At 59.5% G+C, this 23,101-nt stretch carries 20 protein-coding genes, 1 pseudogene and 1 riboswitch; of the genes and pseudogenes, 18 read left to right on the plus strand and 3 right to left on the minus strand.

Annotation, left to right across the window (positions count from 1 at the left end):
• Nucleotides 1-10 precede the first annotated feature (10 nt).
• Both ACP6EK_RS01470 and ACP6EK_RS01475 read right to left on the minus strand, forming a co-directional pair.
• Entirely contained in the window at nucleotides 11-319 is a 309-nt protein-coding gene (locus ACP6EK_RS01470; RefSeq protein ID WP_017890600.1) for a EutN/CcmL family microcompartment protein, read from the minus strand.
• Nucleotides 320-337: 18 nt separating this feature from the next.
• Complete coding sequence (locus ACP6EK_RS01475; protein WP_017873728.1) at nucleotides 338-664, minus strand: BMC domain-containing protein; 327 nt, start codon at nucleotides 662-664, stop codon at nucleotides 338-340.
• A 193-nt stretch (nucleotides 665-857) separates the two neighbouring features.
• Between ACP6EK_RS01475 and ACP6EK_RS01480 the strand changes: the two genes are divergently transcribed.
• From ACP6EK_RS01480 to ACP6EK_RS01505, 6 genes are all read left to right on the plus strand, one after another.
• A complete protein-coding gene (locus tag ACP6EK_RS01480; RefSeq protein WP_438316869.1) occupies nucleotides 858-1,793 on the plus strand; it encodes a carbohydrate kinase family protein in 936 nt (311 codons plus the stop codon).
• A gap of 15 nt (nucleotides 1,794-1,808) precedes the next feature.
• A complete protein-coding gene (locus ACP6EK_RS01485) occupies nucleotides 1,809-3,107 on the plus strand; it encodes a class II D-tagatose-bisphosphate aldolase non-catalytic subunit (protein ID WP_438316872.1) in 1,299 nt (432 codons plus the stop codon).
• A gap of 35 nt (nucleotides 3,108-3,142) precedes the next feature.
• Entirely contained in the window at nucleotides 3,143-8,467 is a 5,325-nt protein-coding gene (locus ACP6EK_RS01490) for an MG2 domain-containing protein (RefSeq protein WP_438316875.1), read from the plus strand.
• Nucleotides 8,464-10,686 (plus strand): penicillin-binding protein 1C, encoded by a 2,223-nt coding sequence (gene pbpC / locus ACP6EK_RS01495; RefSeq protein ID WP_438316877.1) that lies wholly within the window; start codon nucleotides 8,464-8,466, stop codon nucleotides 10,684-10,686. Before ACP6EK_RS01490 ends, pbpC begins: the two co-directional genes overlap by 4 nt.
• Nucleotides 10,683-11,801 carry an alpha/beta hydrolase gene (locus tag ACP6EK_RS01500; protein ID WP_438316880.1) on the plus strand — a complete coding sequence of 373 codons (1,119 nt, stop codon included), beginning with the start codon at nucleotides 10,683-10,685 and terminating at the stop codon, nucleotides 11,799-11,801. The genes pbpC and ACP6EK_RS01500 overlap by 4 nt, the downstream gene beginning before the upstream one ends.
• A 222-nt stretch (nucleotides 11,802-12,023) precedes the next feature.
• Entirely contained in the window at nucleotides 12,024-12,257 is a 234-nt protein-coding gene (locus ACP6EK_RS01505) for a DUF2179 domain-containing protein (RefSeq protein ID WP_438316883.1), read from the plus strand.
• Here the strand turns inward: ACP6EK_RS01505 and ACP6EK_RS01510 are convergent.
• Nucleotides 12,182-12,577 carry a YjbQ family protein gene (locus ACP6EK_RS01510; RefSeq protein ID WP_438316886.1) on the minus strand — a complete coding sequence of 132 codons (396 nt, stop codon included), beginning with the start codon at nucleotides 12,575-12,577 and terminating at the stop codon, nucleotides 12,182-12,184. The genes ACP6EK_RS01505 and ACP6EK_RS01510 overlap by 76 nt on opposite strands.
• A 59-nt stretch (nucleotides 12,578-12,636) precedes the next feature.
• A riboswitch (cobalamin riboswitch) is annotated at nucleotides 12,637-12,805 on the plus strand.
• Nucleotides 12,806-12,846: 41 nt separating this feature from the next.
• Between ACP6EK_RS01510 and ACP6EK_RS01515 the strand changes: the two genes are divergently transcribed.
• The 12 genes and pseudogenes from ACP6EK_RS01515 (at nucleotide 12,847) to ACP6EK_RS01570 (ending at nucleotide 23,049) form a co-directional block, all read left to right on the plus strand.
• Entirely contained in the window at nucleotides 12,847-13,644 is a 798-nt protein-coding gene (locus ACP6EK_RS01515; protein WP_438316889.1) for a sirohydrochlorin cobaltochelatase, read from the plus strand.
• Entirely contained in the window at nucleotides 13,625-14,245 is a 621-nt protein-coding gene (locus ACP6EK_RS01520) for a precorrin-8X methylmutase (protein ID WP_438316892.1), read from the plus strand. Before ACP6EK_RS01515 ends, ACP6EK_RS01520 begins: the two co-directional genes overlap by 20 nt.
• Entirely contained in the window at nucleotides 14,238-15,287 is a 1,050-nt protein-coding gene (cbiD, locus tag ACP6EK_RS01525; RefSeq protein WP_438316895.1) for a cobalt-precorrin-5B (C(1))-methyltransferase CbiD, read from the plus strand. Before ACP6EK_RS01520 ends, cbiD begins: the two co-directional genes overlap by 8 nt.
• Before the next feature lies 1 nt (nucleotide 15,288).
• Complete coding sequence (gene cbiT, locus ACP6EK_RS01530; protein WP_438316898.1) at nucleotides 15,289-16,476, plus strand: precorrin-6Y C5,15-methyltransferase (decarboxylating) subunit CbiT; 1,188 nt, start codon at nucleotides 15,289-15,291, stop codon at nucleotides 16,474-16,476.
• Nucleotides 16,473-17,207 (plus strand): precorrin-4 C(11)-methyltransferase, encoded by a 735-nt coding sequence (gene cobM, locus ACP6EK_RS01535; protein ID WP_438316900.1) that lies wholly within the window; start codon nucleotides 16,473-16,475, stop codon nucleotides 17,205-17,207. The genes cbiT and cobM overlap by 4 nt, the downstream gene beginning before the upstream one ends.
• A complete protein-coding gene (locus ACP6EK_RS01540) occupies nucleotides 17,204-18,886 on the plus strand; it encodes a cobalamin biosynthesis protein (RefSeq protein ID WP_438316902.1) in 1,683 nt (560 codons plus the stop codon). The genes cobM and ACP6EK_RS01540 overlap by 4 nt, the downstream gene beginning before the upstream one ends.
• Nucleotides 18,883-19,359, plus strand: a pseudogene (locus ACP6EK_RS01545) (SAM-dependent methyltransferase); the annotation flags it as partial. The gene ACP6EK_RS01540 and the pseudogene ACP6EK_RS01545, both read left to right, overlap by 4 nt.
• A 228-nt stretch (nucleotides 19,360-19,587) precedes the next feature.
• Nucleotides 19,588-20,751, plus strand: coding sequence for an iron-containing alcohol dehydrogenase (locus ACP6EK_RS01550; RefSeq protein ID WP_438318815.1), 1,164 nt, complete (start codon nucleotides 19,588-19,590; stop codon nucleotides 20,749-20,751).
• Nucleotides 20,752-21,092: 341 nt separating this feature from the next.
• Nucleotides 21,093-21,293, plus strand: coding sequence for a hypothetical protein (locus ACP6EK_RS01555; protein WP_438316905.1), 201 nt, complete (start codon nucleotides 21,093-21,095; stop codon nucleotides 21,291-21,293).
• On the plus strand, nucleotides 21,290-21,595 hold the full coding sequence (locus ACP6EK_RS01560) for a hypothetical protein (RefSeq protein ID WP_438316907.1): 306 nt from the start codon (nucleotides 21,290-21,292) through the stop codon (nucleotides 21,593-21,595). The genes ACP6EK_RS01555 and ACP6EK_RS01560 overlap by 4 nt, the downstream gene beginning before the upstream one ends.
• 79 nt (nucleotides 21,596-21,674) lie before the next feature.
• Nucleotides 21,675-22,658 carry an aldo/keto reductase gene (locus tag ACP6EK_RS01565; protein WP_438316910.1) on the plus strand — a complete coding sequence of 328 codons (984 nt, stop codon included), beginning with the start codon at nucleotides 21,675-21,677 and terminating at the stop codon, nucleotides 22,656-22,658.
• Nucleotides 22,659-22,743: 85 nt separating this feature from the next.
• The gene (locus tag ACP6EK_RS01570) at nucleotides 22,744-23,049 is read left to right on the plus strand and encodes a DUF6249 domain-containing protein (RefSeq protein WP_438316913.1); all 306 of its coding nucleotides are present in this window, start codon (nucleotides 22,744-22,746) and stop codon (nucleotides 23,047-23,049) included.
• The last annotated feature ends 52 nt before the right edge of the window (nucleotides 23,050-23,101 follow it).

Genomic DNA, 23,101 nt, shown 5'->3' on the forward strand with positions numbered 1-23,101 from the left:
TCTCCCCTGGTTACGTGGTCACAACGGCGTCCTTCTGGTACACTACTTTCCCGTCGACCTCAATTGCATCCACAATCGCCACAATGGCGGCATCGCTTGGTTTGCCCTCGGTGATCGCAGTCATCCGGGCGCTACTCCCTGAAACGTAGAAAACGATTTCTCCCTTTCCTGCCCCGACACAGTCCATGGCCACAAGGTAATCCCCTTTCCCCTGGAGCGTCACGGGGTCAATTTTCTCAAGGAGCAGAAACTTGATGCCCTTGATTTTCTCCTCTTTGCGGGTGGAAACGACCGTCCCCACCACTCTGGCGAGAATCATAAAGCGATGTTCTCCCTTTCAATCCTTTTCACCGATGGTGATGTCCTTCTTCTTGCCACCCCGACCAAGAGGAAGAACCTCGTCCACATTCGGATGAGGACGCGGGATGATATGGACAGAGACAACCTCTCCAACCTTTGCTGCCGCAACCTGTCCGGCATCAAGAGCCGCCCGCACCGCTGCCACGTCCCCTCGCACGATAGCGGTGACGTACCCTCCGCCAATCTTTTCGTATCCGACGAGTTCTACCTTTGCCGCTTTGACCATGGCGTCAGCTGCCTCCACCATCGCCGCAAACCCACGGGTCTCAATCATGCCCAGAGCATCTGAGTAGACTTCGCCCATCGTTCCCTACTCCTTTCCATTCGTTCGGGAGGGAGCGCTGACTCCCTCCTGAGGTGTTATTATTTACACAGATTCTGTCATGTATATAACACATTGCTCTTCTCCTGTCAATGAGGGACGGAGCGTTTCCGTTTTTTCGCTTGAGGCTTTTTTGGTCTTGCGCTAAGGTATTTGGAAGAAAGGAGGAAGGGCTATGCGAGTGGGATGCATGGGAGAACTCCTTGTAGAAATCATGCGGGATAAGGTGGACGTTCCTCTGGGTGTTCCCGGGGTTTTCCTCGGGCCGTACCCCAGCGGAGCCCCGGCAATTTTTGCCGATTGTCTGGCTCGCCTGAAGGGGGAGGTCTTTTTCGTCGGCGCCATCGGGCGAGACGACTTCGGTTTTCTCGTGCTTGAGCGGCTGCAAAACGACGGAGTGGACACCTCGGGCATCAAAATCCTCGACGACTTCACCACCGGAGTGGCCTTTGTGACCTATTTCAGCGATGGTTCCCGGAAGTTCATCTACCACATCTCCCGGGCAGCTTCAGGACAGATATTCCCCGAGGACATACGGGAGGAGGATTTCGTAAAAGTAGACCTCCTGCACGTCATGGGCTCCACCATGCTCATCAACGAGAACTGCCGGGCTTCTTATGAAAAGGCCATCCGCATCGTCCGGGGAGCGAAAAAGCGTGTGAGCTTCGACCCCAATTTCCGGCCTGAGCTTTTAGGGAAAGACCGGGCCCGGGAGCTCTTCCTGCCTATTCTCAAGGAGAGTTTCATCGTCTTCCCCACCGAAGAGGAACTCTCCGTCCTCACTGGAGAACAGGATCCCCTGAAGGCCGCAGAGAAAGTGCTCTCGGAAGGCCCGGAGATTGTGGCCATCAAACAGGGAAAGCGGGGGTCCACCGTGGTGACGAGGAAGGGGGTGTACACGCTTCCGGCCTTCCCCGTGGAGGAAGTCGATCCCACAGGGGCAGGAGACTGTTACTGTGCCGGGTTCCTGGCAGCCCTCTCCCGGGGGATGAGCGTGGAAGAGGCAGGGAGGTTTGCCAACGCCGTGGGAGCCCTGGCGGTAACCAGAAAGGGACCCATGGAAGGAGCTCCAACCTGGGAAGATGTGGAAGCATTCCTGGAGCGTTTCTAAGGAAGGAGGAAGAGGATGTTCCCCCGCGAAACGGTTGACGCAAGCCCCATCCGGGAGAAAGCCCAAAAGGCCGGTGTCCCGGTTTGCGATTTCCTGATGCGGAAAATGCAGGAGCTGGCAGAGCTTGAGGGGAAACCCCAGACACTCCTTGCCGTGTGCCCCAATTCCCGGACGGTCATCCGGGCAGCCCTGCGGGCAGCCAAACGAGCCCGGGCCCCAGTGAAGTTCGCCGCCACGCTGAACCAGGTGGACATCGACCGGGGATACACGGGGCTCACCCAGAGGGAATTCGTGGAACTCGTGAAACAGGAGGCCGAGGCCATCCACTTTGAGGGGCTCATCATCATCGCCCTGGACCATGGGGGACCATGGGTGAAAGACCGACACACCATCGAGGGATGGGACCTGAAAACGTGCATGGACTGGGTGAAGCGGTCGTTTGAAGCCGCGCTTGACGCAGGGTACGACCTCCTCCACGTTGACCCTACTGTAGACCGAACCCTGCCTCATGGGACGACGCTCCCTGTGGAGACGGTCATTGAGCGGACGGTGGAACTCATCGAGCATGCGGAAAACCACCGGAAAAAGCGGGGACTTCCTCCCGTCTCTTATGAAGTAGGAACCGAGGAGGTCCATGGGGGACTTGCGGACCTTGGGGTTTTCGAGCGGTTCCTCTCTGGGCTTAAAGACGCCCTGAAGGCCCGGGGACTTGAGGGAGTCTGGCCGATTTTCGTGGTGGGGAAGGTGGGAACAGACCTCCACACCACGCTTTTCGACCCCCAGGTTGCCCAGGTGCTTGCCGAAAAGGCCCGACCTTATGGGTCCTTTATCAAGGGACACTACACCGACTACGTGGAGAACCCCGAGGACTATCCGAAATCGGGCATGGGGGCAGCCAACGTGGGCCCAGAGTTCACCGAAGAGGAGTACAACGCTCTGGCTGAGCTCGCCCACATAGAAGAGGAGCTCTTTGCCCGGAAGCTGGTGGTCGAAAAATCAGAAATCCTTGAGGTCCTCACTCAGGAAGTCCGCAAAAGCGGGCGCTGGAAGAAATGGCTCCTCCCCGAAGAAATGGGAAAGGACCTCCTGGAACTCCCCAGAGAGCGGAAAATGTGGCTGGTGAAAACAGGATGCCGGTACATCTGGGCCCAGCCGGAAGTGGTGGCGAAAAGAGCGCTGCTTTACGAGAACCTGAAAAGAAACGGATACTTCCCGGAGGACATCGTCCTCACAGCCATTGAACGCGCTCTTGATAAGTACTTCCGGGCGTTCAACCTCGTGGACCTTGACCTTCGGCTTCAAAAAGTCCTGTGAAGTGGTATGATAGAGGGGAAAGGAGGGTATTCCCCGTGAAAGGTCGCCTTTTCTGTGGGGCTGTTTTCGTAGTGGTCGGGGTCCTGGCGCTCTGTGGCCTCCTTTTCGCCCAAGAGGAAGAGTTCACCATCCTCTCCATCCTGCCACCCCCCGACACCCTGGTTCCACCGGTGCTCACCGAAATCCGTATCGTCTTCTCCCGAGAAGCCGTCACCCGTGAAGATACCGGGGTTCTCAGGGATTTCTCCTTCCTTCCCCTCTCAATCAACCCGCCCCTCCAGGGGCAGTTCCTCTGGGAGGATGAGAAAACCCTGGTGCTGAAGCCCAAAGGAGCGCTTCGGGAAGCTACCCGGTACGTTTTCCGTTTCCGGGATGACTTCCGGGATGTGCGGGGCAGGCTCCTTGCCGGGCGCCACGACTTCACCTTCTCCACCGAGCCCCTTAGGGTCCTTGGCATCAAGCAGGTGGACTACACCGAGGAAGGTGGGGCGGTGCTGGAGTGCAGTTTCTCCCTTCCTGTGCTTCCCCAGAAACTCCGGGGGTTTCTGACGCTTCGGGATGCCCAGGGAAACGAAATTCCCTACGCGCTCCCCTTAGGTCCGGCAAGCACCAGGCTCTACCTGACAACCGTTCCCCTTCAGGAACCGGTACTTTCCGTGGAAATCCTCCCCGGACTCACGAGCGAGCGGGGTCCTTTAGGCCTTGAGGATGCCTACCGGAAGACCCTTGAAGTCACCTACGCCTTTGAGATTCTGGGGAACTGGGTGTACTTCGAGAGCCCTGAGTCCTGCGTCATCGACTTTTCCACGTCCACCCCTGTCGATCCGGAGACTCTCGCCCCCTTCGTCCGCGTGGACCCCCCATCCCCTTTCACAGTCCGCCGAAGCTACGGAGGGTTTGCGATTGTTGGACCTTTTCTCCCCAGAGAACGGAAGGTCATCACCGTGAAGCGCGGGGCCCAGGCAAAGAACGGAGCGAAACTCCTTGAAGACTTCACCCAGGCGGTCATCATTCCCGACCTCTCTCCTTCCGTTGCCTTCCCCGTTACCGGGACTTACATCACTGAAGCGCTGGGGACACGAATCCCCGTAATGCTCCTCAATGTTCCCAAGGTACGGGTGCTCCTGTGGCGGCTTTACGACAACAACATCCCCATCGCCCTGGCAAACCTCCCCCAGGTTCCCGCCGAGGCTTTAGGGGAACTCGTTCGGGAAGAGACACTCTTCAACGACAGTCCTCCCAATGTCCCCGTGCGGAAAGCCTTAGACCTTGTGCACCTCACGGGAAACCGGAAGGGAACGTATCTTCTCATCGCCCAGGACGCAAGCGATGAGGGTTGGGCTTTTGCTGAGCACCTTGTGGCCTTCACCGATATCGGTATCGTCGCCAAGGTCTTCCCCCAGGGTATCCTCGTCTGGGCCAATTCCCTGCGGGATGGAACACCCCTTGTCAACGCCTGGGTCAAGGTCTTCTCCCGAACCAATCAGTTGCTCCTTGAAGGAACCTGCAATGAGGAAGGACTCTTCCTGGGGACTCGGGACATCCCCTGGGACGAAAAGACCAGACCCTACATCGTCACGGTGCAGACCCCGGATGACCTCTCGTTCCTGGTTTTAGATGGAGAACTCTTTGCCGTAAGCGGCTTTGACACCACCGGGCGGGAGTACCTGCGAAAAGGCTACGAGGCTTTCCTCTACCTCCCCCGGGGAGTTTTCCGGCCAGGTGAAGAACTCAAGGCCCAGGCCATTGTCCGGGGACCAGAGTTCCTTCCGCCGCCAGCTTTCCCCGTCCGGTTTGCACTGAGAAACCCTCTGGGCCGGGAAATCGCGGAAGAAAGTACCGTACTCTCCCCACAGGGTGGGGCAACCTTCTCTCTTCTACTCCCGGAGAACGCCCTCACAGGAGCGTACGTCCTCTCCCTTACCCTCCCAGACGGGAAAACGGTCCTTGCGGAGAGGCAGTTCCTCGTCGAAGAGTTCGTTCCTCCTCGCCTCCGGGTCAACCTTCAGGCGAGTTCTCTTCTGGCCGCAACTGGAGAAGACGTGAGTGTGGACGTTGCCGGTGAGTACCTCTTCGGTCGGAAGGCATCGGGGCTCCCCTTCACCGCCCAGGTGGTCTTTGAAAGTACTCTGCCCTCCTTCCCCGATTTTGCCACCTATACCTTCGGCAACAAAGAAGCGACCTTCTCCCCCTTCACCCTTCCCCTTGGGGAGGGGATGCTCAACGAAGAGGGAAGGGCGTCCTTCTCTTTCACGGTCCCTTCGGACCTCCGTCCTCCTGCCCTCCTCACCGGGAAAGTCACCGTCACCGTGAGCGATCCTGCTGGTCGCCCGGTGAGTGAGAGCCTGAGCATTCTGGTTTCTCCCTACCCCGTGTACCTGGGAGTAGCCCTCCCGGAAGGGGAGTTTGAACCGGGAGTCCCCCTCACCATTGCCCTTGTGGCACTTGACAGAGAGGGAAAGCCGAAAGAAACCGGAGTGAATCTCCGGATCTTCCGCATCCTGCGCCATTTTGTGCTTTCTGCCCCGGAAGAGGGAGAAAGCCTGCGGTACCGGGAGGAAGAGGAATGGGTGCCTGAGGTGGAGACTTTCCTTTCCCTTGCCGAAGGGAAGGGAACCTACACTTTTACGCCTGGAACCTACGGAGAGTACCTCCTTGAGGTGAGCGAGCCCCAGTCTCTGAGCACCACTACCCGCAGGTTCTTCGTCTTCGGGCGGTACGGTCTTGCCCCCCAGGGTGAGGCCCTGCCGGACCGCCTCAACCTTGTCCTTGACAAATCCCGATACCGCCTGGGGGAAGAGGCCACCCTGCGGTACCGGGCACCATTCGCCGGAAAAGCCCTGTTCACCGTGGAAACGGACACCATCGTGTCCGCTCAGGTTGTTGCGCTTGAGGAAAGCGGCGAAATCCGCTTCGAGGTCACCGAGGCCATGGCCCCCAACGCCTACTGTTCCCTTGTGCTCCTTAAGGAAGGTACCCCACAAGAAGGCCCGCTTCGGGCCCTGGGGGTCACGCCCCTCTTCGTGGACCAGGAAGACCATCGCCTCGTGGTGACCATCACGACCCAAACGAGCACCCGCCCCGGGGAGAAACTCCCCTGTACGGTGACGGTCCGGGATACCCATGGAAATCCCGTTCCCGGAGCCGAAGTCACCCTAAGCCTTGTGGACGTTGGCATCCTCGCCCTCACCGATGAGCCCGTCCCCGATCCCCTGGGGTTCTTCTCCGCCAAGCGCCGCCTCGGGGTCGGAACCTTTGACCTTTACAGCAACCTCATCCTGGGTGAACCCTCAACAACGCCCCTGCTCCATCCGGCCGGAGGTGCTCCGGAAGAGGCCTTCCTCAAGGCACAGCTCTCCTTCCTCCGTCCTGCACTCTTTGAAGTCCTCTCCCTCTTTGTCCCCGGTCTTGTCACCGACAAAGAGGGAAAGGTCACGCTCGAACTCTCCCTCCCCGATATAGCCACAACGGCACGATTGGTGGCCCTGGCCTTCAAGGAGGACAAGTTTGGAAGCAGCGCCATAGAGGTCCTCCTTGAAGAGGAGATCGTGGCCGAGGTCCTCCATCCAAAAGTCCTGGCCCCGGAAGACACCTGCACCATCCCGGTCACGGTTTTCTCGAAAAACGATGCCCCAACCCAGGTGACGCTCACCCTTTCGACCAACGACCTCCTCGAGGTCACCCCAAAAGCAGTCACCCTCACCCTCCCACCCCGGGGGAAAGACGTGGCCTACTTTTCAGCAAAAACCCTGGGGATTGTCGGAGATGCGGAGATGAACCTTTCGGTGTGCTTTGCAGAAAAAACAAAGCACAGGGTTTTCCGCTTCCCCATACGTCCGGCCGCTCCAAGAATCACCGTCTCCTTTGCCGGAAGCATCAACCCCGGTGAGGAGGAAACCCTGGACATTCCAGAGAGCTTCGTGGTCCGGACTTTTGGGGGGCAACTGCTTCTCTCCGGCACTCCCGACGTGGACCTCAGGCGTCTTGCCTCAATCCTCTGGGAGTACCCGTACGGGTGCCTGGAGCAGACGACTTCAAGTGGCTGGGTGGCCCTGCTTCTTCCAGAATACCTGCAGGACCTTGACCCCCTCCTTGCTCCTCGGGCACTTGCCGAAAAACACCTCATGCGGAAGATTCGCCGAATCCTCTCCCTCCAGACCCCTGATGGTGGTTTCAGCGCCTGGCCGGGAGGAGGGAGCCGTCCCTGGGATTCGGCGTACGCTTACCACTTCCTCCTGGAGGCGCACAAACGGGGTATGGACATTCCTTCCTCACCCCTTGAGGAAGCCAAAAGCTACCTCCTGCGCTTGCTCACCACGCCACCGTACACCAGCTGGGAAGAAGAACTCCGGGATTTCTACACCGCCAAAGCCTACGCCGCCTATGTCCTTGCACTCTCTGGGGAAAGGCCCCTGAGCACCCTTGAGGAACTCCGGGAAAAACGAACGTACCTCAGGGGGTCAGGAGTCTTCTTCCTCGCCCTCACCTATGCACTCCTTGGCCAAAGGGACCTTGCCCGTAGCCTAGTTGGGGAGTGGACGCCAGATCTCTCCGGAGAGCCCCAAAGCGGTGGGGTGTACGAATCGCCCCTGCGGGAGGGGGCTTTAGCCCTCCTCCTTGAGCTTGAGCTTGACCCCACCCACACCCGGGCAACGTACCTTGCGGGGAAACTCCAGGAGGTTCTCAAGGAACGGGCGTATCTTTCCACCCAGGAAGCGGCGTTCCTCCTCCTTGCCCTTTCCCGGTACTTTGCCCAGGAAAGGCGAGCCGAAACCTTCGAAGCGAGAATCCTTGGGAAAACCGGCGAGACCCTTGCTTCCTTTAGCGGCAAGGACCGGGCAGGTCTTGACCTCGCCCTCCTCCCCTCCCCGCCGTGGACCATCCGGAACGAAGGCCAGGGGAGAATCTTCTACCTTCTCCATACCGAGGGTGTGCCGGCAACGCCTCCATCACCCTGGGACCGGGGCATGGCGGTCCGGAGGACGTACCTCGATGCCTCAGGAAATCCCCTGAAAGACCTCGTCATCCCTCGGGGCGAGGACATTCTGGTCCTTCTTGAGCTTGAAGCCCCAAGGCCCCTCGACAACGTCGTGGTGGTGGACCTCCTCCCCGGAGGGCTGGAGTTCACCCACCTTGAAACCTCCGGGGAAACCGGGGAAGCAACGCTCCCAGCCTTTGTGGACCGCCGGGACGACCGGGTGGTGCTCTTCTTCTCGCATCTTGAGGGGAAGGTATCGTACCGCTACCGTGTCACGGCCGTTACTTCCGGGACGTTCACCGTAGCTCCAGTACAGGCAGAGTGCATGTACAATCCAGGGATATCGAGTCTCTCCGGAGGTGGAACGCTCCGGGTAGAATGATGCGGAAGAGAGGACGCAGCATCCTCTGGGGTGTGCTCTTGGGAGGTGTGGTGCTTCTTGGGGGAGGGATGTACCTTCTCTCCCTCCCCCTTGAGGTGACTCCTTTTTGTACCTACACTCCCTCCTTTGCGCTCTACGACCGGGAGGGACGGCTGCTCTGTCTTCTTCGCTCCCCGGACGATGCATGGCTCATCCCAGTACCCCTCAAAGAGATGGGGAAGTGGATTCCCCTCCTTGCAGTGGAGAGCGAGGACCGGAGATTCTTCAGCCACCCTGGCGTGGATTTCCTTGCCCTGGGCCGGGCAATCTGGCAGAACCTGTGTGCCCGGAGGGTGGTCTCTGGAGCCTCCACCATCACCACGCAGCTTGTGCGGCTTGTTCTACCCCGGGAAAGGACCCTGAAGGGGAAACTCGGCGAATACCTTCTGGCACTGCGCCTTGAGCGTGTCCTGAACAAGGAGGACATCCTCGAGTCGTACCTCAACCGGATCCCCCTTGGGGGCAACATCAAAGGGGTTGAGGCCGCTTCCTGGTACTACTTCGGCAAAAGCGCAAAAGACCTCACCCTCCTTGAGGCCGCTTCCCTGGTGAGCCTTTTCCCTGCCCCGGAACGGTTCCGGCCCGATAAAAACCCCGAAGGCTTCCTGAAGCGGCGGAACGCCCTTCTTGAACGCCTCTGCCGAAGAGGCATCATCGCTCAGGAAGCATACGCCCTGTACGCCTCTTTTCCCCCTCCCATTCCCCGGGGCTTTCCCCGCCTGGCATACCACGCTGCCTGGTTCCTGCGGCAAACCACGACCTCACCCCGGGTCTTCTCCTCCCTTTCCTTTCCCCTCGAGGAGTGGCTTGAGCGGCTCCTCGACGAGGCTCTGGTTACTCTCCCCCGGGAAATCACCGCCTGCGCGGTGGTGGTGGAGAACAGTACCGGCGCAATCCTCGCCTATGTGGGGAACGCCCGCTTCCGCAGAGACCCCGAACAGGCTTTTGTGGACTGCCTCCAGGCCCCCCGCTCTCCAGGTTCCACTCTGAAGCCTTTTGTGTACGCCCGGGCCTTTGATCGGGGGCTTTTCGTTCCTTCAAGCATCATCGCCGATACCCCCTTTGGCCTTCGCGGGAATGTCCCCCGCAACTTCGACGAAGGCTTCCGGGGACCGGTGAGCTGCGAAATGGCCCTGGCCCTGTCCCTGAACGTCCCGGCCGTGCGGGTGGCCCGAAAGGTTGGCCTTGAGGACGTTCTGGGTCTTCTGCAAACCCTGGGATTCTCCAAGCTGCAAAGGAGTGCCGATTTCTACGGGGACGCCCTGGTTCTTGGGGGATGCGAGGTAACGCCCCTGGAACTCGCCAGGGCGTACACCGCCCTCTCCCGCCTTGGGGAGGCAATCTCCCTGAGTTTCTTCCGCGAGGATGAAGGCCCGCAGAACAAGCGGGTGTTCTCTCCGGGAAGCGCCTACATGGTTGCCGAAATCCTCGCCGACCGTTTCCGCTTCAACCCTCTCCCTAAAAGGACACTCCCCACGCCCTTATGTGCTTTCAAAACCGGAACCTCCTATGGCCTTCGGGACGCCTGGACTGTGGCGTACAACCCCCGTTACACGGTCCTCGTGTGGTTTGGGGATCCCCGGGGCCTGCCCCACGAGGAACTCGTGGGGATACGCCTTGCCGCCCCCTGTGCCCTGCGCATCATGGAGTACCTCATGGGGAGAGAACGGGTGTGGTACGGGTGTCCCGAGGATATCGAGTGGCGGGAAGTCTGTCCAGTTTCGGGGAAAATCGCCTCACCTTGCTGCGAGGGAACAATCCCTGCACCTTTCCTTAAGGGCGTCTCTCCTCTTGAGGTCTGCGACCTCCACGCCACTTCCCTGGAAAATCCATCCTCCCCCTGGTCCGGGGAAGTCCAGGCCGCCCTGGGAAGACCGGACGCCATTCCCCTTGCCATCGTCTCCCCGGTCCCCGGCCGGCGGTACTTCACCCTTCCCGGCGCGTCTTCTCTCCGTCTTCCTCTCCGCGCCGAAGGGGGAAAGGGACCCATCTTCTGGTTCGTGGATGGGACATACGCCGGACAGAGCCAGCCCGGGGGGACCCTCTTCGTCTCCCTTCCCCCGGGAGAGCACCACATCATTGCCTCTGACAAGAGTGGCCAGAGCGATACCACTGAGGTTGTGGTGAGTTCTACGGCCTTCGCAAAAACTCGAAGGGATTTTGGAGCTCCTCTGCCATGATTCGCAAACGGCATACCCCGGCACTCCAGAGTACAACGGTCCTCGTGCTCTTCTTCCTCCTCCTGAGCTACATCTCCTTGGAGAACGCTGCCTCAATCCTCTCCCGAAAGCTTCAAGAGCAGTTCGCCTTTTCTTTTTGGGAAAACGAAAGGATGAAGGACGAATTCGCCCGCTTTTTTGGCCTGAAAAGGCCAGGGACGGGGAAACCCCTCTTCATGCCTCCCCTGATCCTTGCCGACTACGCCGAGGCTCTGGTCTACAAGGACATCCCCTACGGGAAAAAGAGGGGGCAGACACTCGATATCCTTGTGCCTCTGCGTCTCCTTAGCGGCGAAAAGCTCCCGGTGTTCGTCTTCGTCCACGGAGGAACCTGGATTGGAGGCTCAAAGGATGAGGTCCTTTACAGCCACTTTGCCCGGGAAGTCCTCAAAGCGGGGTACCTCTTCGTGAGCCTGGACTATCGGGTTTACCCGAAGGTCCGTTTCTCGGGAATCCTTGGGGATATCCGCCAGGCACTGCTTTGGCTTTTTGCCCACATCGAGGAATACGGGGGGCAAAAGAGGTTTGTCCTCTGTGGTCACTCCGCCGGAGCGCACCTTGTGGCCCTGGCCACCGTGCAGCATGGCGTGCTCCCGGAGGATGTATGTAGGAGCATCACCCAGGTATTCCTCCTAAGTGGTCCCTACGACCTTCCCGCATATGACGAAACCCTCGATATCCCCTTCAAAAACCTCATCCGCCAGGTATTCTTCGACCTCTTCGAGGGAAGGAGCAACCTCAGGGAACTCTCTCCGGTTTTCCAAGTGGAGCACACCCACATTGTCTACGTCCTTGTCGTCGGCGAGAGGGACGAAATCACCCCCAGGGAGCAATCGGAGAAGCTCTTTACGAAGCTCCTTGAGAAGCGCAACACCGCTTTCCTCTTTGTGGTCCCGAACGTGGGTCACGGGGGAACGCTCTTCGTCCTCAACCCCGATTTTGACCGGGAGAGAGCCTTCGCCCCAATCTTTCGCACCCTTCTTGAGGGGAAACCAGAAACGTCGTGGTACAGTAGGGGAAAAGCCTTGCTCCGCTCCTTGGGTTCTTCGAGGTCCTCATCTGGATTGTGGTGGTGAGCCGGCTCATCACCCACACGAGGACCCCCGTCGCTTTTCTAAGGTACGCCGCAGGATTTGCTCTGGGGAACTTCCTGGGTATCTCCATCGAAGAGTGGTTTGCCATAGGGTATGCCATCGTGCGGGTAATCCTACAGCAGGACGGAGAGCGGCTCTTTTCTGCCCTAAAGCGCGAAGGATTCGGCGTCACGGCTTTCGACGGACAGGGGCACCCGGGGACCGGTGAAACGCATTTTCACCGCGGTCCGGCGAAGGGACCTCCGGAAAGTCCTCAGCGTCATTCACACCGTCAGTCCTTCGGCCTTCTTCTCGGTGGAGGACATCCGGGCAGCCCACGCCGGGGTCTTCCAAAGATCAGTGAGGCGGGGGAACGAGGTGACTCAGTTCCCCCAGCGAGCGGAAGAGGGAATGACGAGGACGTACACCGAACGCCTCTTCGGACCGTTGAACTCGTAGAAGTAGATCCGCTGGTCCTCCCCAAGAAGGAGCCTGCCCCGGTGGGCGATGAGAACCTCTGTGGGGGCCACAAAGGCCGCACCGGTTTCCGGCTTTGCAAACTCATCTCTCTCCAGGACCTTCTTCAAGAGGTCGTTGAGCGGCGGCTTTGACGTCCTGGGTTTCCCAGCCTGGATGTTGACTGCCGCATCGCCGTGAGGGACGTAGACGAATACTCCGGCTTCCTCAACCTGGGCCTCCGCCACAATCCGGGCCACCTCATCCGTGATATCGATAACCTCTTCTTTCGCCGTGGTCTCAAGCGTTATCGTCTGGAGCATGCGCTATCCCTCCTCTGGCTACTTTGTGGTTTATTGTACCACGCCCATGGTATAATACGGAAAAAGGGTCCTTCCCGGGTGTTCGGGAAGCCGGTGCGAATCCGGCACGGTCCCGCCACTGTGAGAAGGGACGAAAGGCCCACGATGCCACCGGAGAAAGTCCGGGAAGGCGGGCCGAGTAGGCTTGGACCTTCGAGTCAGGAGACCGGCCCGGGAAGCAGTGCTCGTTCTCTGCGGAGGACAGAGGACGGAGCTTTTCTTTTTTGAGGATGATGGCAACCGCCGTACTCTTTGCGGCTTTTGGAACAACGCAACCGGAGCCCCTGGAGGATTTCGAGGGCTTCCTGAAGCGGGCACAGGAAGTCCTGAGAGGAGTCGGAGTGTTCTCGTCTTTGGTTTCCCCCACGGTGCAAAGACACCACGGGATGGAGGGTCTCCTCACCACCTTTGGGCGGATTCACGATGCAGGGTACACCCGTGTGGTCGTCCAGCCGCTTTCTGTTGTTCCCGGAGCAGTGTACACCGCGGTTCTGAACTTCTGCGCCGCTCTCACAACCCTCAGGGACATCCGGGGGAATCCCCTCTTTGCGGAAATGCTCTTCGGGCGGGCACTCCTTGGAACACCGGAAGACCAAAGAGCGGTGGTCACCGCCCTCACCCCTCTCGTGGCTCCGTACCTCAAAGACCAGGGTACTGCCATTGTTTTCGTAGGACACGGAAGTCAAAGGGGCGAAGCTGCCTACAGGGAGCTCGATGGGCTCGTAACTCGGGCTTTCGGCCCCCAAAGCGGTGTGGTGGTGCTTGAAGGAAACCCGAGCCTTGCAGAGCTCCTCCCAAGGCTCAGAAAGAGCACACAGAGGGTTATTCTCTGGCCCCTCATGTTCTTTACCGGACACCACTTCAAAAAGGACATCGCCGAAGGCCGTGGTTCCTTACGAGAAAGACTCAGAGAGGAAGGGTTCACAGTAGAGGTTCTCTCCCGAGGGCTCCTTCAGGAGGAAACCTTTGTGAAGATGCTCTGGGAAAGAGTGGAGGAACTCCTCACCCATGCGGGGACAGGACATTGAGCGGCTGAGCCTCAGGATGATCCGGAGCGTCCTCCCATCCTACGCCCTGCCTGAAGCGTACACCTTCCTCTTTGAGCGGATTGTCCATGCCACGGCCGACTTCTCGCTCCTTCCGCTTCTTGCGCTCAAAGAGGGGTTCGTCGAACGTTTCTTCGAGAGCCTGACCCCGGGGTACACCATTTTCTGCGACGTGGCGATGGTGCAAAGCGGTGTGAACGAGAAACTCCTGAGGAAATCCGGGGTGCAGCTTGCCACCTTCGTGCACACGAAAGCGTGCGACCAAAGAGCCAGAAAGCACCGCCTCACCCGGGCGGCGGCCTCAGTGGATTTTGCCTGCGAGCAGGGTATCCGGGGGTTCGTCTTTGGCAATTCCCCCACAGGGCTTGGGCGGCTCCTTGAGTGGATAGCAAGAGGGTACCGGGTTGACTGGGTGCTCGCCTGTCCCGTGGGATTCGTGGGTGCTGCAGAGGTGAAGGAAGCGCTCCTGCGTCTTCCCGTTCCCGCCCTGGTGCTCCGTGGCCCCCGGGGAGGAAGCCCCATTGCAGCAGCTGCTCTGAACGCTTTACTCCGGGAGTTCCTGCGGAGGAAAAGCCATGCCTGACCAGGGCGTTCTCATCCCCACCACGGGAACCTGCACTGCCGCCTGCGCAAAGGCCGCCGCCCTGAGGTTCCTCGGCGAATCCCCGGATGCGGTGGAGGTCACCCTGCCCCAGGGAGGGAAAACCAGGGTGGCCGTCGTCACCACCCGGCAGGGTAGGGTATGCTGGGCCGAAACCGAAAAACCCTGCGGCGAAGTCCATGACGTCACCGCAAAAGCCCTCATAAGGGTCCGTTTCACCCCACTTCCCCAGGGGGATATCTCCATCACCGGAGGCACCGGAGTGGGCAAGGTCACCCGGCCGGGACTTCCCGTCCCTCCGGGAGCGTGGGCCATCAATCCCTCTCCTCGCCGGCAAATCACCGAAAACCTCCGAGAAGTCCTCCCCGAAGGCCTTGGTGGGTGGGTGGAGATCACCATCCCCCGGGGTGAGGAGATTGCCCGGAAAACCTGTAACCCCCTTCTTGGCATTGTGGGAGGTATTTCCATCCTCGGTACCACGGGCCTTGTCCGCCCTATTTCCTGTGAGGCCTTCCGGGAAACCATCCGGCTGCACCTTCGCCAGCGGGCCCTCCTTGGGGGAGGAGTCTACCTCGTTTTCGGAAACCACGGGAGAACCTGGGCCCGGAAACTCGGTTTCCCTGAAGCAGCCACAGTCGAGGTGGGAACCTTCCTCGGATTTGCGCTTGAGGTCTGCAGAAAAGAGGGCATCTCTCAGGTTGTGCTCCTTGGCCAGGTAGGGAAGATGGTCAAAGTGGCCGGAGGCATCTTCGACCTCCACCACGAGGTGGCCGATGCCCGGCGGGAAATCCTCTTTGCCCATCTTGTCCGCTTTGGTTTACCGGAGAGGTTCTGGAAAGCGGTGTGGGAAGCCAAAACAACCGAAGAGGCCCTTGAGCACCTCATGGCCTGGGAACGACACCGGGAGTTCTTCACCTACCTCGCGCAGGAGATTTCTCAAAGGGTGCGCACCCGCCTGGGAGGGAAAGCCGAAGTGGAGAGCATCGTTTTTTCCCTCCGGTATGGGGTCCTGGGGAGGGGATGAGATGCCACGGGTGGTGCTCGTCGGTGTGGGGCCGGGGAACCCGGAGTTCCTCACCCTCCGGGGGAAGGAGGCCATAGAACGCGCCCAGGTGATCATGGGGCGGGAGGACCTTCTGAGCCTTTTCCCGCACAAGGTGGGCATTCCCCTTCGGGGAGACGAAAAAACCATGCGGGAACTGATTGGCCAGGTTCTTGAGGATTTCGCCGAAGTGACGGTACTCCTCTCAGGAGACCCGATGCTCTTTAGCCTTGCCAAGCACCTCCCTGCCTCCTGGTCTTTAGAAATCGTCCCCGGGGTGAGTAGCTTCCAGTACTTCCTCGCCCGTCTGGGCATCCCCTGGGATAACTGTCCCATCGTGAACTGCCACGCGACCCAAGACCTCTCGCGCCTTGTCTTTGCCCTGGAGCAGGGAGATGGTGTGGTGGTCTTTGCGGGGCGACGGCTCCAGACCTTAAGGATTCTCGAAATCATCAGGGCTCTGCGAGAGCATACGGAGGTTTTCGCTGGAAAGGACCTATCGCTTCCGGGGGAATGGATTGGGCGGGGAACCCCCGAAAGCCTCGGGGAAGCCCTTCCCGAAGAGGATGGCCTTTTCCTCCTCTTTGTTCCTCCCGGAAAGCGGCGGGGTCTCCGTTTCTTGGAGGACCACGAATTCCTCCGGGGTACCATTCCGCTGACGAAAAGGGAAACCCGTATACTCCTTCTGGGCATTCTGGAGCTCGCCCCAGAGATGACCGTCCTTGAAGTGGGGGCGGGAGCCGGGGGTATGACCGTAGAGATGGCCCGCCGTATCCCCGGAGGGAAGGTGGTAGCCGTAGAGAAGGACCCCGAAGCCCTCGGATACCTCAGGGAAAACCTCAGGCGTTTCTGCATCACCAACGTCGAAATCCACGAAGGTGTCGCGCCTTTTGCTATCCCCGAAAGACCCTACGAGCGGGTTTTTGTTGGGGGAAGCGGGGGGAATCTCCGGGAAATCCTCAAAAAGAGCTACGCCCTCCTCGAGGCGGGTGGCCGGATCGTCTGCAGCGCCGCAACGCTTGGGACCCTTGAGGAGGCCGTGGCAACCCTCGATGCGCTCTGTGGGAGGGATGTTGGGGTCCTCTCCCAGAGCATTACCCGCTTTGTGGGGGGAAGCCGGCAGGGCCAGTCCCTGAACACCGTCTTCATCGTCTGGGGGAGAAAACCATGAAGACCGTGTACTTCGTCGGAGCCGGACCGGGAGACCCAGAACTCCTCACCCTCCGGGGGAAAAGGCTCCTTGAAGAGGCGGACTGTATCGTGTACGCGGGGTCTTTAGTGAACCCAAAAATCCTTGACTTTGCCCGAGAAGAAGCGGTGAAAATCGATAGCTCCCGCCTTTCCCTTGAGGACATCGTCGATTGCATCGAGCGCTTCGTGCGGGAGGGGAAAACGGTGGTGCGCCTCCACTCCGGAGACCCCTCGATTTTCGGTGCCCTCACCGAGCAAATCGCCGCTTTGAACCGGCGAGGGATTGCGGTGACCGTTGTTCCTGGAGTTTCCTCGGTTTCAGCCGCCGCAGCGTGTCTTTGCCGGGAGTACACCGTTCCCGGAGTGAGCCAGACTCTCATCGTCACCCGCTGCGCCGGAACCACTCCCGTCCCCGAAAGGGAAAGGCTGTCGCTTCTTGCCGAACACCGCTCCTCCATGGCCATCCTCCTCAGCGCCCATCTTGCCGGGGAAGTTCAGAGGGCTCTCCTTGAGGCGTACCCTCCCGAAACCCCTGCTGCTTTGGTGTACCACGCCACCTGGCCTGACGAACAGATTCTCACCGGAACCCTGGGAGAACTCGAGCGTCTCTCAGAAGCCCTGCACCGTCGGGAAAGCACCATTATCCTCGTGGGGGCGTTCCTGAAAGCCCAGGGGGAGCGATCACATCTTTACCGGAGGAAAACCCCATGACGGTTGTCATCGTCCCCTGCGTTGCCTCTCCCTCCCTTGAGAAAGCCATACTGGACTTCTTCGGGGAGAAGGCCCTCCTCTGGAGCGGTCCACCAAGGGAGGCTTTCGAGACGTTCTGGGAGCGTGCTGACCTCTTCGTGTGCATCGGGAGCCTGGGCATTGTTGTCCGGTTCATAGCGCCATTCCTCAAGGACAAGAAGGAAGACCCGGGAATCCTCTGCGTTCCGGGTTCCGGGGACTTCGTCATCCCCCTTTGCGGGGGACACGAAAAGGGGGTGAATGCCCTTGCCCTTCGCCTTGCCCGCTTCCTGAAAGCCCGAGCGGTTCTCACCACGGCTTCCGAAGCCTTTGGCGTTTTCACCCCCAGGGAACTCGCTGAGCGCCTGGGGTGTGCCCTTGAGGGAGACCGGGAGCACGAGAAGGCAATCCTCGGTCTTCTTGCCCGCGGAGATCGGGTTCCCCTCTTCGTCGACGACCCCTTTCCCCTTTTGCCCTTTCCCGGCTACGACACAAGGCCCCTCACCGGGCCGCTACCCCAAACCTGTCTTGTGCTGAGCGAGCGACTTTTCCCAAAGACGTCCGCCCTCTTTCTCCGGCCAAAAACCCTCGCCGTGGGCCTTGGCTTTCGGAAGGCGTACGACGCCGAACGCCTGGTCGCCCACATCAGGGATTTCCTTGAAAGCCAGGGCTTTGCCCTCGCCTCTTTGGGAGAACTCGTGAGCATCAGCCGGAAAGCGAAAGACCTTGCCCTCCTTGCCGAAAAACTCGGGGTGCGGAGCGTTCTCGTTGACGAGGACGTCCTTCGAAACATCCCTGCCCCCTCACCCTCACCCTGTGCCGAGAAACACCTCGGCCTTCCGGGAGTGGCTGAACCGGTGCTCCTTGCCCGGGGGTACACGCTCCTTGTCCCCAAAACCGTGTACCCCGAGGTTGCGCTGGCTTTAGGGAGGAAACCGTGGTCCCGAAGAGGGAGCCTGCTCCTCGTCAGCTTAGGGGACGGGGTAAACACCATAACCCTTGAAGCCCTGGAGGCCTTGGAGGAGGCGGAGGTCATCCTGGGGTACAGGGCGTACCTCGACCTCCTTCCCCCTCGCTTTCAAAGAAGGGTCCTCCACCGTTTCTCCCAGATGAAGCAGGAGGTGGAGCGGGCTCAAGAAGCCCTGCGTCTTGCCCGATGCGGCAGTATCGTTGCCCTCGTCTCTGGAGGGGACGTCGGGGTTTTCGGAGCGGTTTCACCAGCGCTTGAAATGGCCCAGGAAGAGGGGATTCCCTTCCGTGTCGTTCCCGGAGTAAGCGCCGTATTTCCTGCCGCGGCTTCCTTTGGGTCTCCCCTTGTGAAGGGCTTTGCTGTGGTGAGTCTGAGCGATTACCTCACCCCCTGGGAAGAAATCCAGAGAAACCTTGAGCGGCTTGCCGGAACCGACCTCACCGTTTCCGTGTACAACATCGTCGGGCAGGGGAAAGAAGAGAAACTCGCCTTCCTCAGGGAAATCTTCGCCAGAGCGCGGGGCCAGGACCTCCCAGTAGGGATTGCGCGGAAAGGAGGGCAACAACGCGTGGTCAGGCTCTGCGACCTCCGCCCTGAGGACCTCGATATGTCGTGTCTCCTCCTCATCCCCCCAAAAGGGGTTCAGAGCTCTGGCGACACCCTCATCGTTCCGAGGGGGTACCGGTGGTGAAGCTCATCCTCATCGGGACCGGCCCAGGGGAACCGGACCTCCTCACCCTTCGGGCTGTAAGGTGCCTCAGGAAGGCCCGCCTCGTCTTTGCCCCCCTTGCCCGATCCGGGGAGAGCCGGGCGTACCGGACCGTCGAAAAATTCCTCCCTCAAGACACCCAGGTTGTGTTCCTCCCCTTCCACGACCAGGAGGATTTCGCTACCCTTGCCCGGGAAGTCGTCGAGGCGATTGCCTCCGGACACCATAAAGAAGCGGTGTTCCTCGTCCTCGGAGACCCTCTCCTCTACTCGTCGTTTTTCCGCCTCTTCTCTGCCCTCCGCACACTCCTTCCGGACCTCACCTTAGAGGTCGTCCCTGGTATCAGCGCCTTTCAGCTGGCGGCAGCATATGCCGCTTTGCCCCTCACCCAGAAAGAGGAAGTCCTCACCCTTGCCCCCGCAACCCTCCCTGAAAAAAGGCTCAGGGCACTCGCTGGGCTTTCCGATACCCTGGTGCTCTACAAGCTCACCGCGCTGAAGGACAGAGAGCACCTCGAGCATCTCGCAGCGGCGTTCCCCCTCTGCCTCCTTGGGGAAGACCTGGGAGGAACGAACCGCCTGACGTTCTCTCCCTCTTCTTTTGAGGGGGTTTCGTATCTTTCGCTCCTTGTCCTCAAAAAGCACCCACCTCATGGTACAATACCCGAAGAGGGGGTTGAGACGATGGAGAACTTCGAATTCTACAATCCCACAAGGGTACTCTTCGGGAAAGGGACCACAGACCGTACTGGCGAGGTTTGCGCCGGGTTCGGGAAAAGGGTGCTTCTCGTGTACGGTGGCGGCAGCATCAAAAAGACAGGGCTCTACGACCGGATCCACCGGAGCCTCACTCAGCACAACCTCGAGGTCTTCGAGCTTCCAGGCATCAAGCCCAATCCTACTCTCAGCAAAGTCAGAGAAGGGGTAAGGCTCTGCAAAGAGAAGAACATCGAGGTTGTGCTGGCTGTGGGTGGCGGCAGCGTCCTCGACAGCGCCAAAATCATCGCCGCCGGGGCGCGCTACGAAGGCGACCCCTGGGACTTCTTCATCGACAAGAGCAAGGTCCCCGGGAGGATTCCCCTTGTGACCGTTCTGACCCTGGCGGCCACAGGTTCAGAGATGAACCACAATGCAGTCATCACGAACGAAGCGACGAAAGAGAAACTCGGACTCGGGCATCCGGCACTCTTCCCCGATGTGTCGATTCTCGACCCTGAAAACACCTTCACCGTTCCGAAAGACCACACCGTCTACGGCATCGTGGACATGATGGCCCATGTGTTCGAGCAGTACTTCCACAACACCCCCGAAACCCCCCTCCAGGACCGCCTGGCAGAAAGCATCATGAAGACCATCATCGAGTACACCCCGAGAGTCCTCGAAAACCCCAAAGACTACGATGCCCGGGCCACCATCATGTGGTGCGGGACGCTGGCTCTCAATCATCTCCTTGAGGCGGGTGTTGAGGGTGACTGGTCAAGCCACGACATCGAGCACGAATTGAGCGCCTTCTACGACATTCCCCACGGGGCGGGCCTGGCCATTGTTTTCCCCCAGTGGATGACGTACGTCCTTGATGAAATCCCGGGGAAATTCGCCCAGTTCGCCGAGCGGGTGTGGGGTATCCCCCGCGGGAACCGAAGCGACGAAGACCTCGGGAGAGCCGGCATTGAAAGAACCCGGGAATGGTTCCGGGAGATTGGTGCTCCCACAACGCTTCGGGAAGTGGGCATTGGGGAGGAGCTCCTCGAAACCATGGCGGAAAAGGCCACCAGACGGGGTCCTTTGGGTTCGGTGAAAAAACTCAAAAAAGAAGACGTCCTGGCCATCCTCAGGATGTGCCTGTAACACCCGGAAGAACCCCTGAAAAAAGCTGGCCTCGGATACGTTCCGGGGCCAGTTTACCCAGGCCTTGAAAGGATAAACCTCGCCGTCTTTACGTGACTTTCTGAAAACCCCAAAAAGGCGGAAGCCCTCTCCCATTCCCCTGAAATTGTCCAGAAGGAACGGGGGATAAGGAGGGAGGTCTTCCGGGAAATCCTCAGCAACATCCCGGCAGCGAGGGCACGACCCCCAAAGCCCTGGCGCAAGGCACGAATAGGTTGACGCTATCCCGCAAAAAACCAGAGTTCCACATTGACTCGGAAAAGGGTATAATGGGGAAGATCACGCAAGGAGGGGATAGAGCCATGAAGGTTGGGATATTTCTTCTGGTGTTCCTCTTCGTTGCTCCTTTTGTGCTGGCGCAGGAATCCACTCAGAGTGGACTTCCTCCTCTTGCTCCCGAAGGGCAGGGGAGTACGGCTCCGGGCGCCTCGCCTTCTCCGCTGGTGCCGGGTGGCCTTTTTCCGGGCTTTGGGGGACAGGGGCAACAGGGGGCATCACGGTGACGCCTCCTTCGCCTCGGGTTACCGTCCGCTGGAAGCAGCTCGACCTCGGTCAGACTTTTGGTGACAACCCCTTAATCACCGGAGTGGTGGATTTTCCCGAAGGATGGCTCGTGAACGTCGATACCTTCAATAGGTCCGTCACTTTTTCTGAGGACGCCACCGGGCTTATAGCGTTCAGTGCGTATCTTGCCATTCAGGACCCCTCTATCCGCAGTGCGGAAGAACTGGCCCAGAGGGTTATTGCCGTTCTTTCCCCGTACATCGAGCATGTCAAAAAGAGGATCGAGGAACTCGAGCGATGAGCTCCCTCTAGCTACCGGAGGGAGCAACTGAAGAGGAAGGCTATCTGGAGAAAGCGTTGCTTCCTGAGGGGGTGGTACCGTGAACTACCGGGTATTTGGCAGGTGTGGCTGGGCGGTGAGTGAGGTGGGTTTTGGGGCCTGGGCCATAGGAGGGGGCTGGGGGAAAGTTGACGAAGAAGATGCCATCGCAGCCCTGCACCGGGCCATCGACTGCGGGGTGAACTTCATCGACACGGCCGATGTCTACGGAGACGGCAAAAGCGAGCGTCTCATTGCCCGGGTCCTGAAAGACCGCAAAGAGCGTGTCTTTGTGGCGACAAAGGCAGGAAGGCGCCTTGTGCCCCATACGGCCGACGGCTACACTGAAGAGAACCTCACAAAGTTCGTGGAGCGGAGCCTGAAAAACCTCGAGGTGGAGACCATCGACCTCCTGCAGCTCCACTGCCCGCCCACGGAGGTCTACTATCGCCCCGAAGTGTTCGCTGCCCTCGACAAACTGGTTGCCCAGGGGAAAATCCGCTACTACGGCGTCAGCGTGGAGAAGGTGGAAGAAGGGCTGAAAGCCATCGAGTATCCCGGGGTGCGCAGCGTGCAGGTGATCTTCAACATCTTCCGGCAAAGACCCGCAGAGCTCTTCTTTGCCCGCTGCCGGGAAAAGCGGGTAGCCATCATCGCCCGGGTGCCCCTTGCCAGTGGCCTTCTCACCGGGAAGGTGACAAAAGACACCGTTTTCCCGCCCGACGACCACCGTAACTTCAACCGCTACGGCCAGGCCTTCGACCGGGGAGAGACCTTCGCCGGGGTGGATTTTGAAAAAGGCCTGGAGGCGGTCGAAGAGCTCAGGACTCTCGTTTCCCCGGGCTTCACCATGGCCCAGTTTGCCCTCAAGTGGATTCTCATGTTTCCTGAAGTGAGCACGGTCATTCCGGGGGCCAAGAACCCCCGCCAGGCAGAGGAAAACGCCAAAGCCTCCGATTTGCCTCCCCTGCAGGAGGACGTTATGGAGAGGATCCGGGAGATTTACAAAGAGTACATTCTCCCCGATGTGCACCACCGCTGGTAGTGAACTTTGGGGATTGTGAGTCACAAAAGAAGGCCCGGGACGAAAGGAACGACGGACTTCCCTTACCCTGAAGGAGGGAGAACACGTGGAGTGGATATTCGTCCTTGTTCCGATTGTAGGGATGCTCGTGGCGATTGTGGCTATCCTTGCCGAGCACCGGGAGAAGATGGCCATGATCGCGCGAGGGTTAAACCCCAAAGACCTCAAGCCACCCCCATCACCACAGGACCTCCTGAAGGGAGGTCTCGTCCTTGCGGGAATGGGAGCGGGATTTCTCCTGACTCAACTTGTCGGACGGGTTACTCCCTGGCTTCTCCTCCCTGCCTTCCTCTTTATAGGCATTGGCGGAGGGCTGGTGGCTTCGTTCTTTTTGACCCGTTCGATGAGCTGAGTCCGAAGCAAGGCCTTCGCCATTTTGTCGGTCTTTACAAGGAGGCCGAAGG

The sequence above is a fragment of the Candidatus Caldatribacterium sp. SIUC1 genome (genome assembly GCF_051549785.1).
Classification (GTDB): domain Bacteria; phylum Atribacterota; class Atribacteria; order Atribacterales; family Caldatribacteriaceae; genus Caldatribacterium.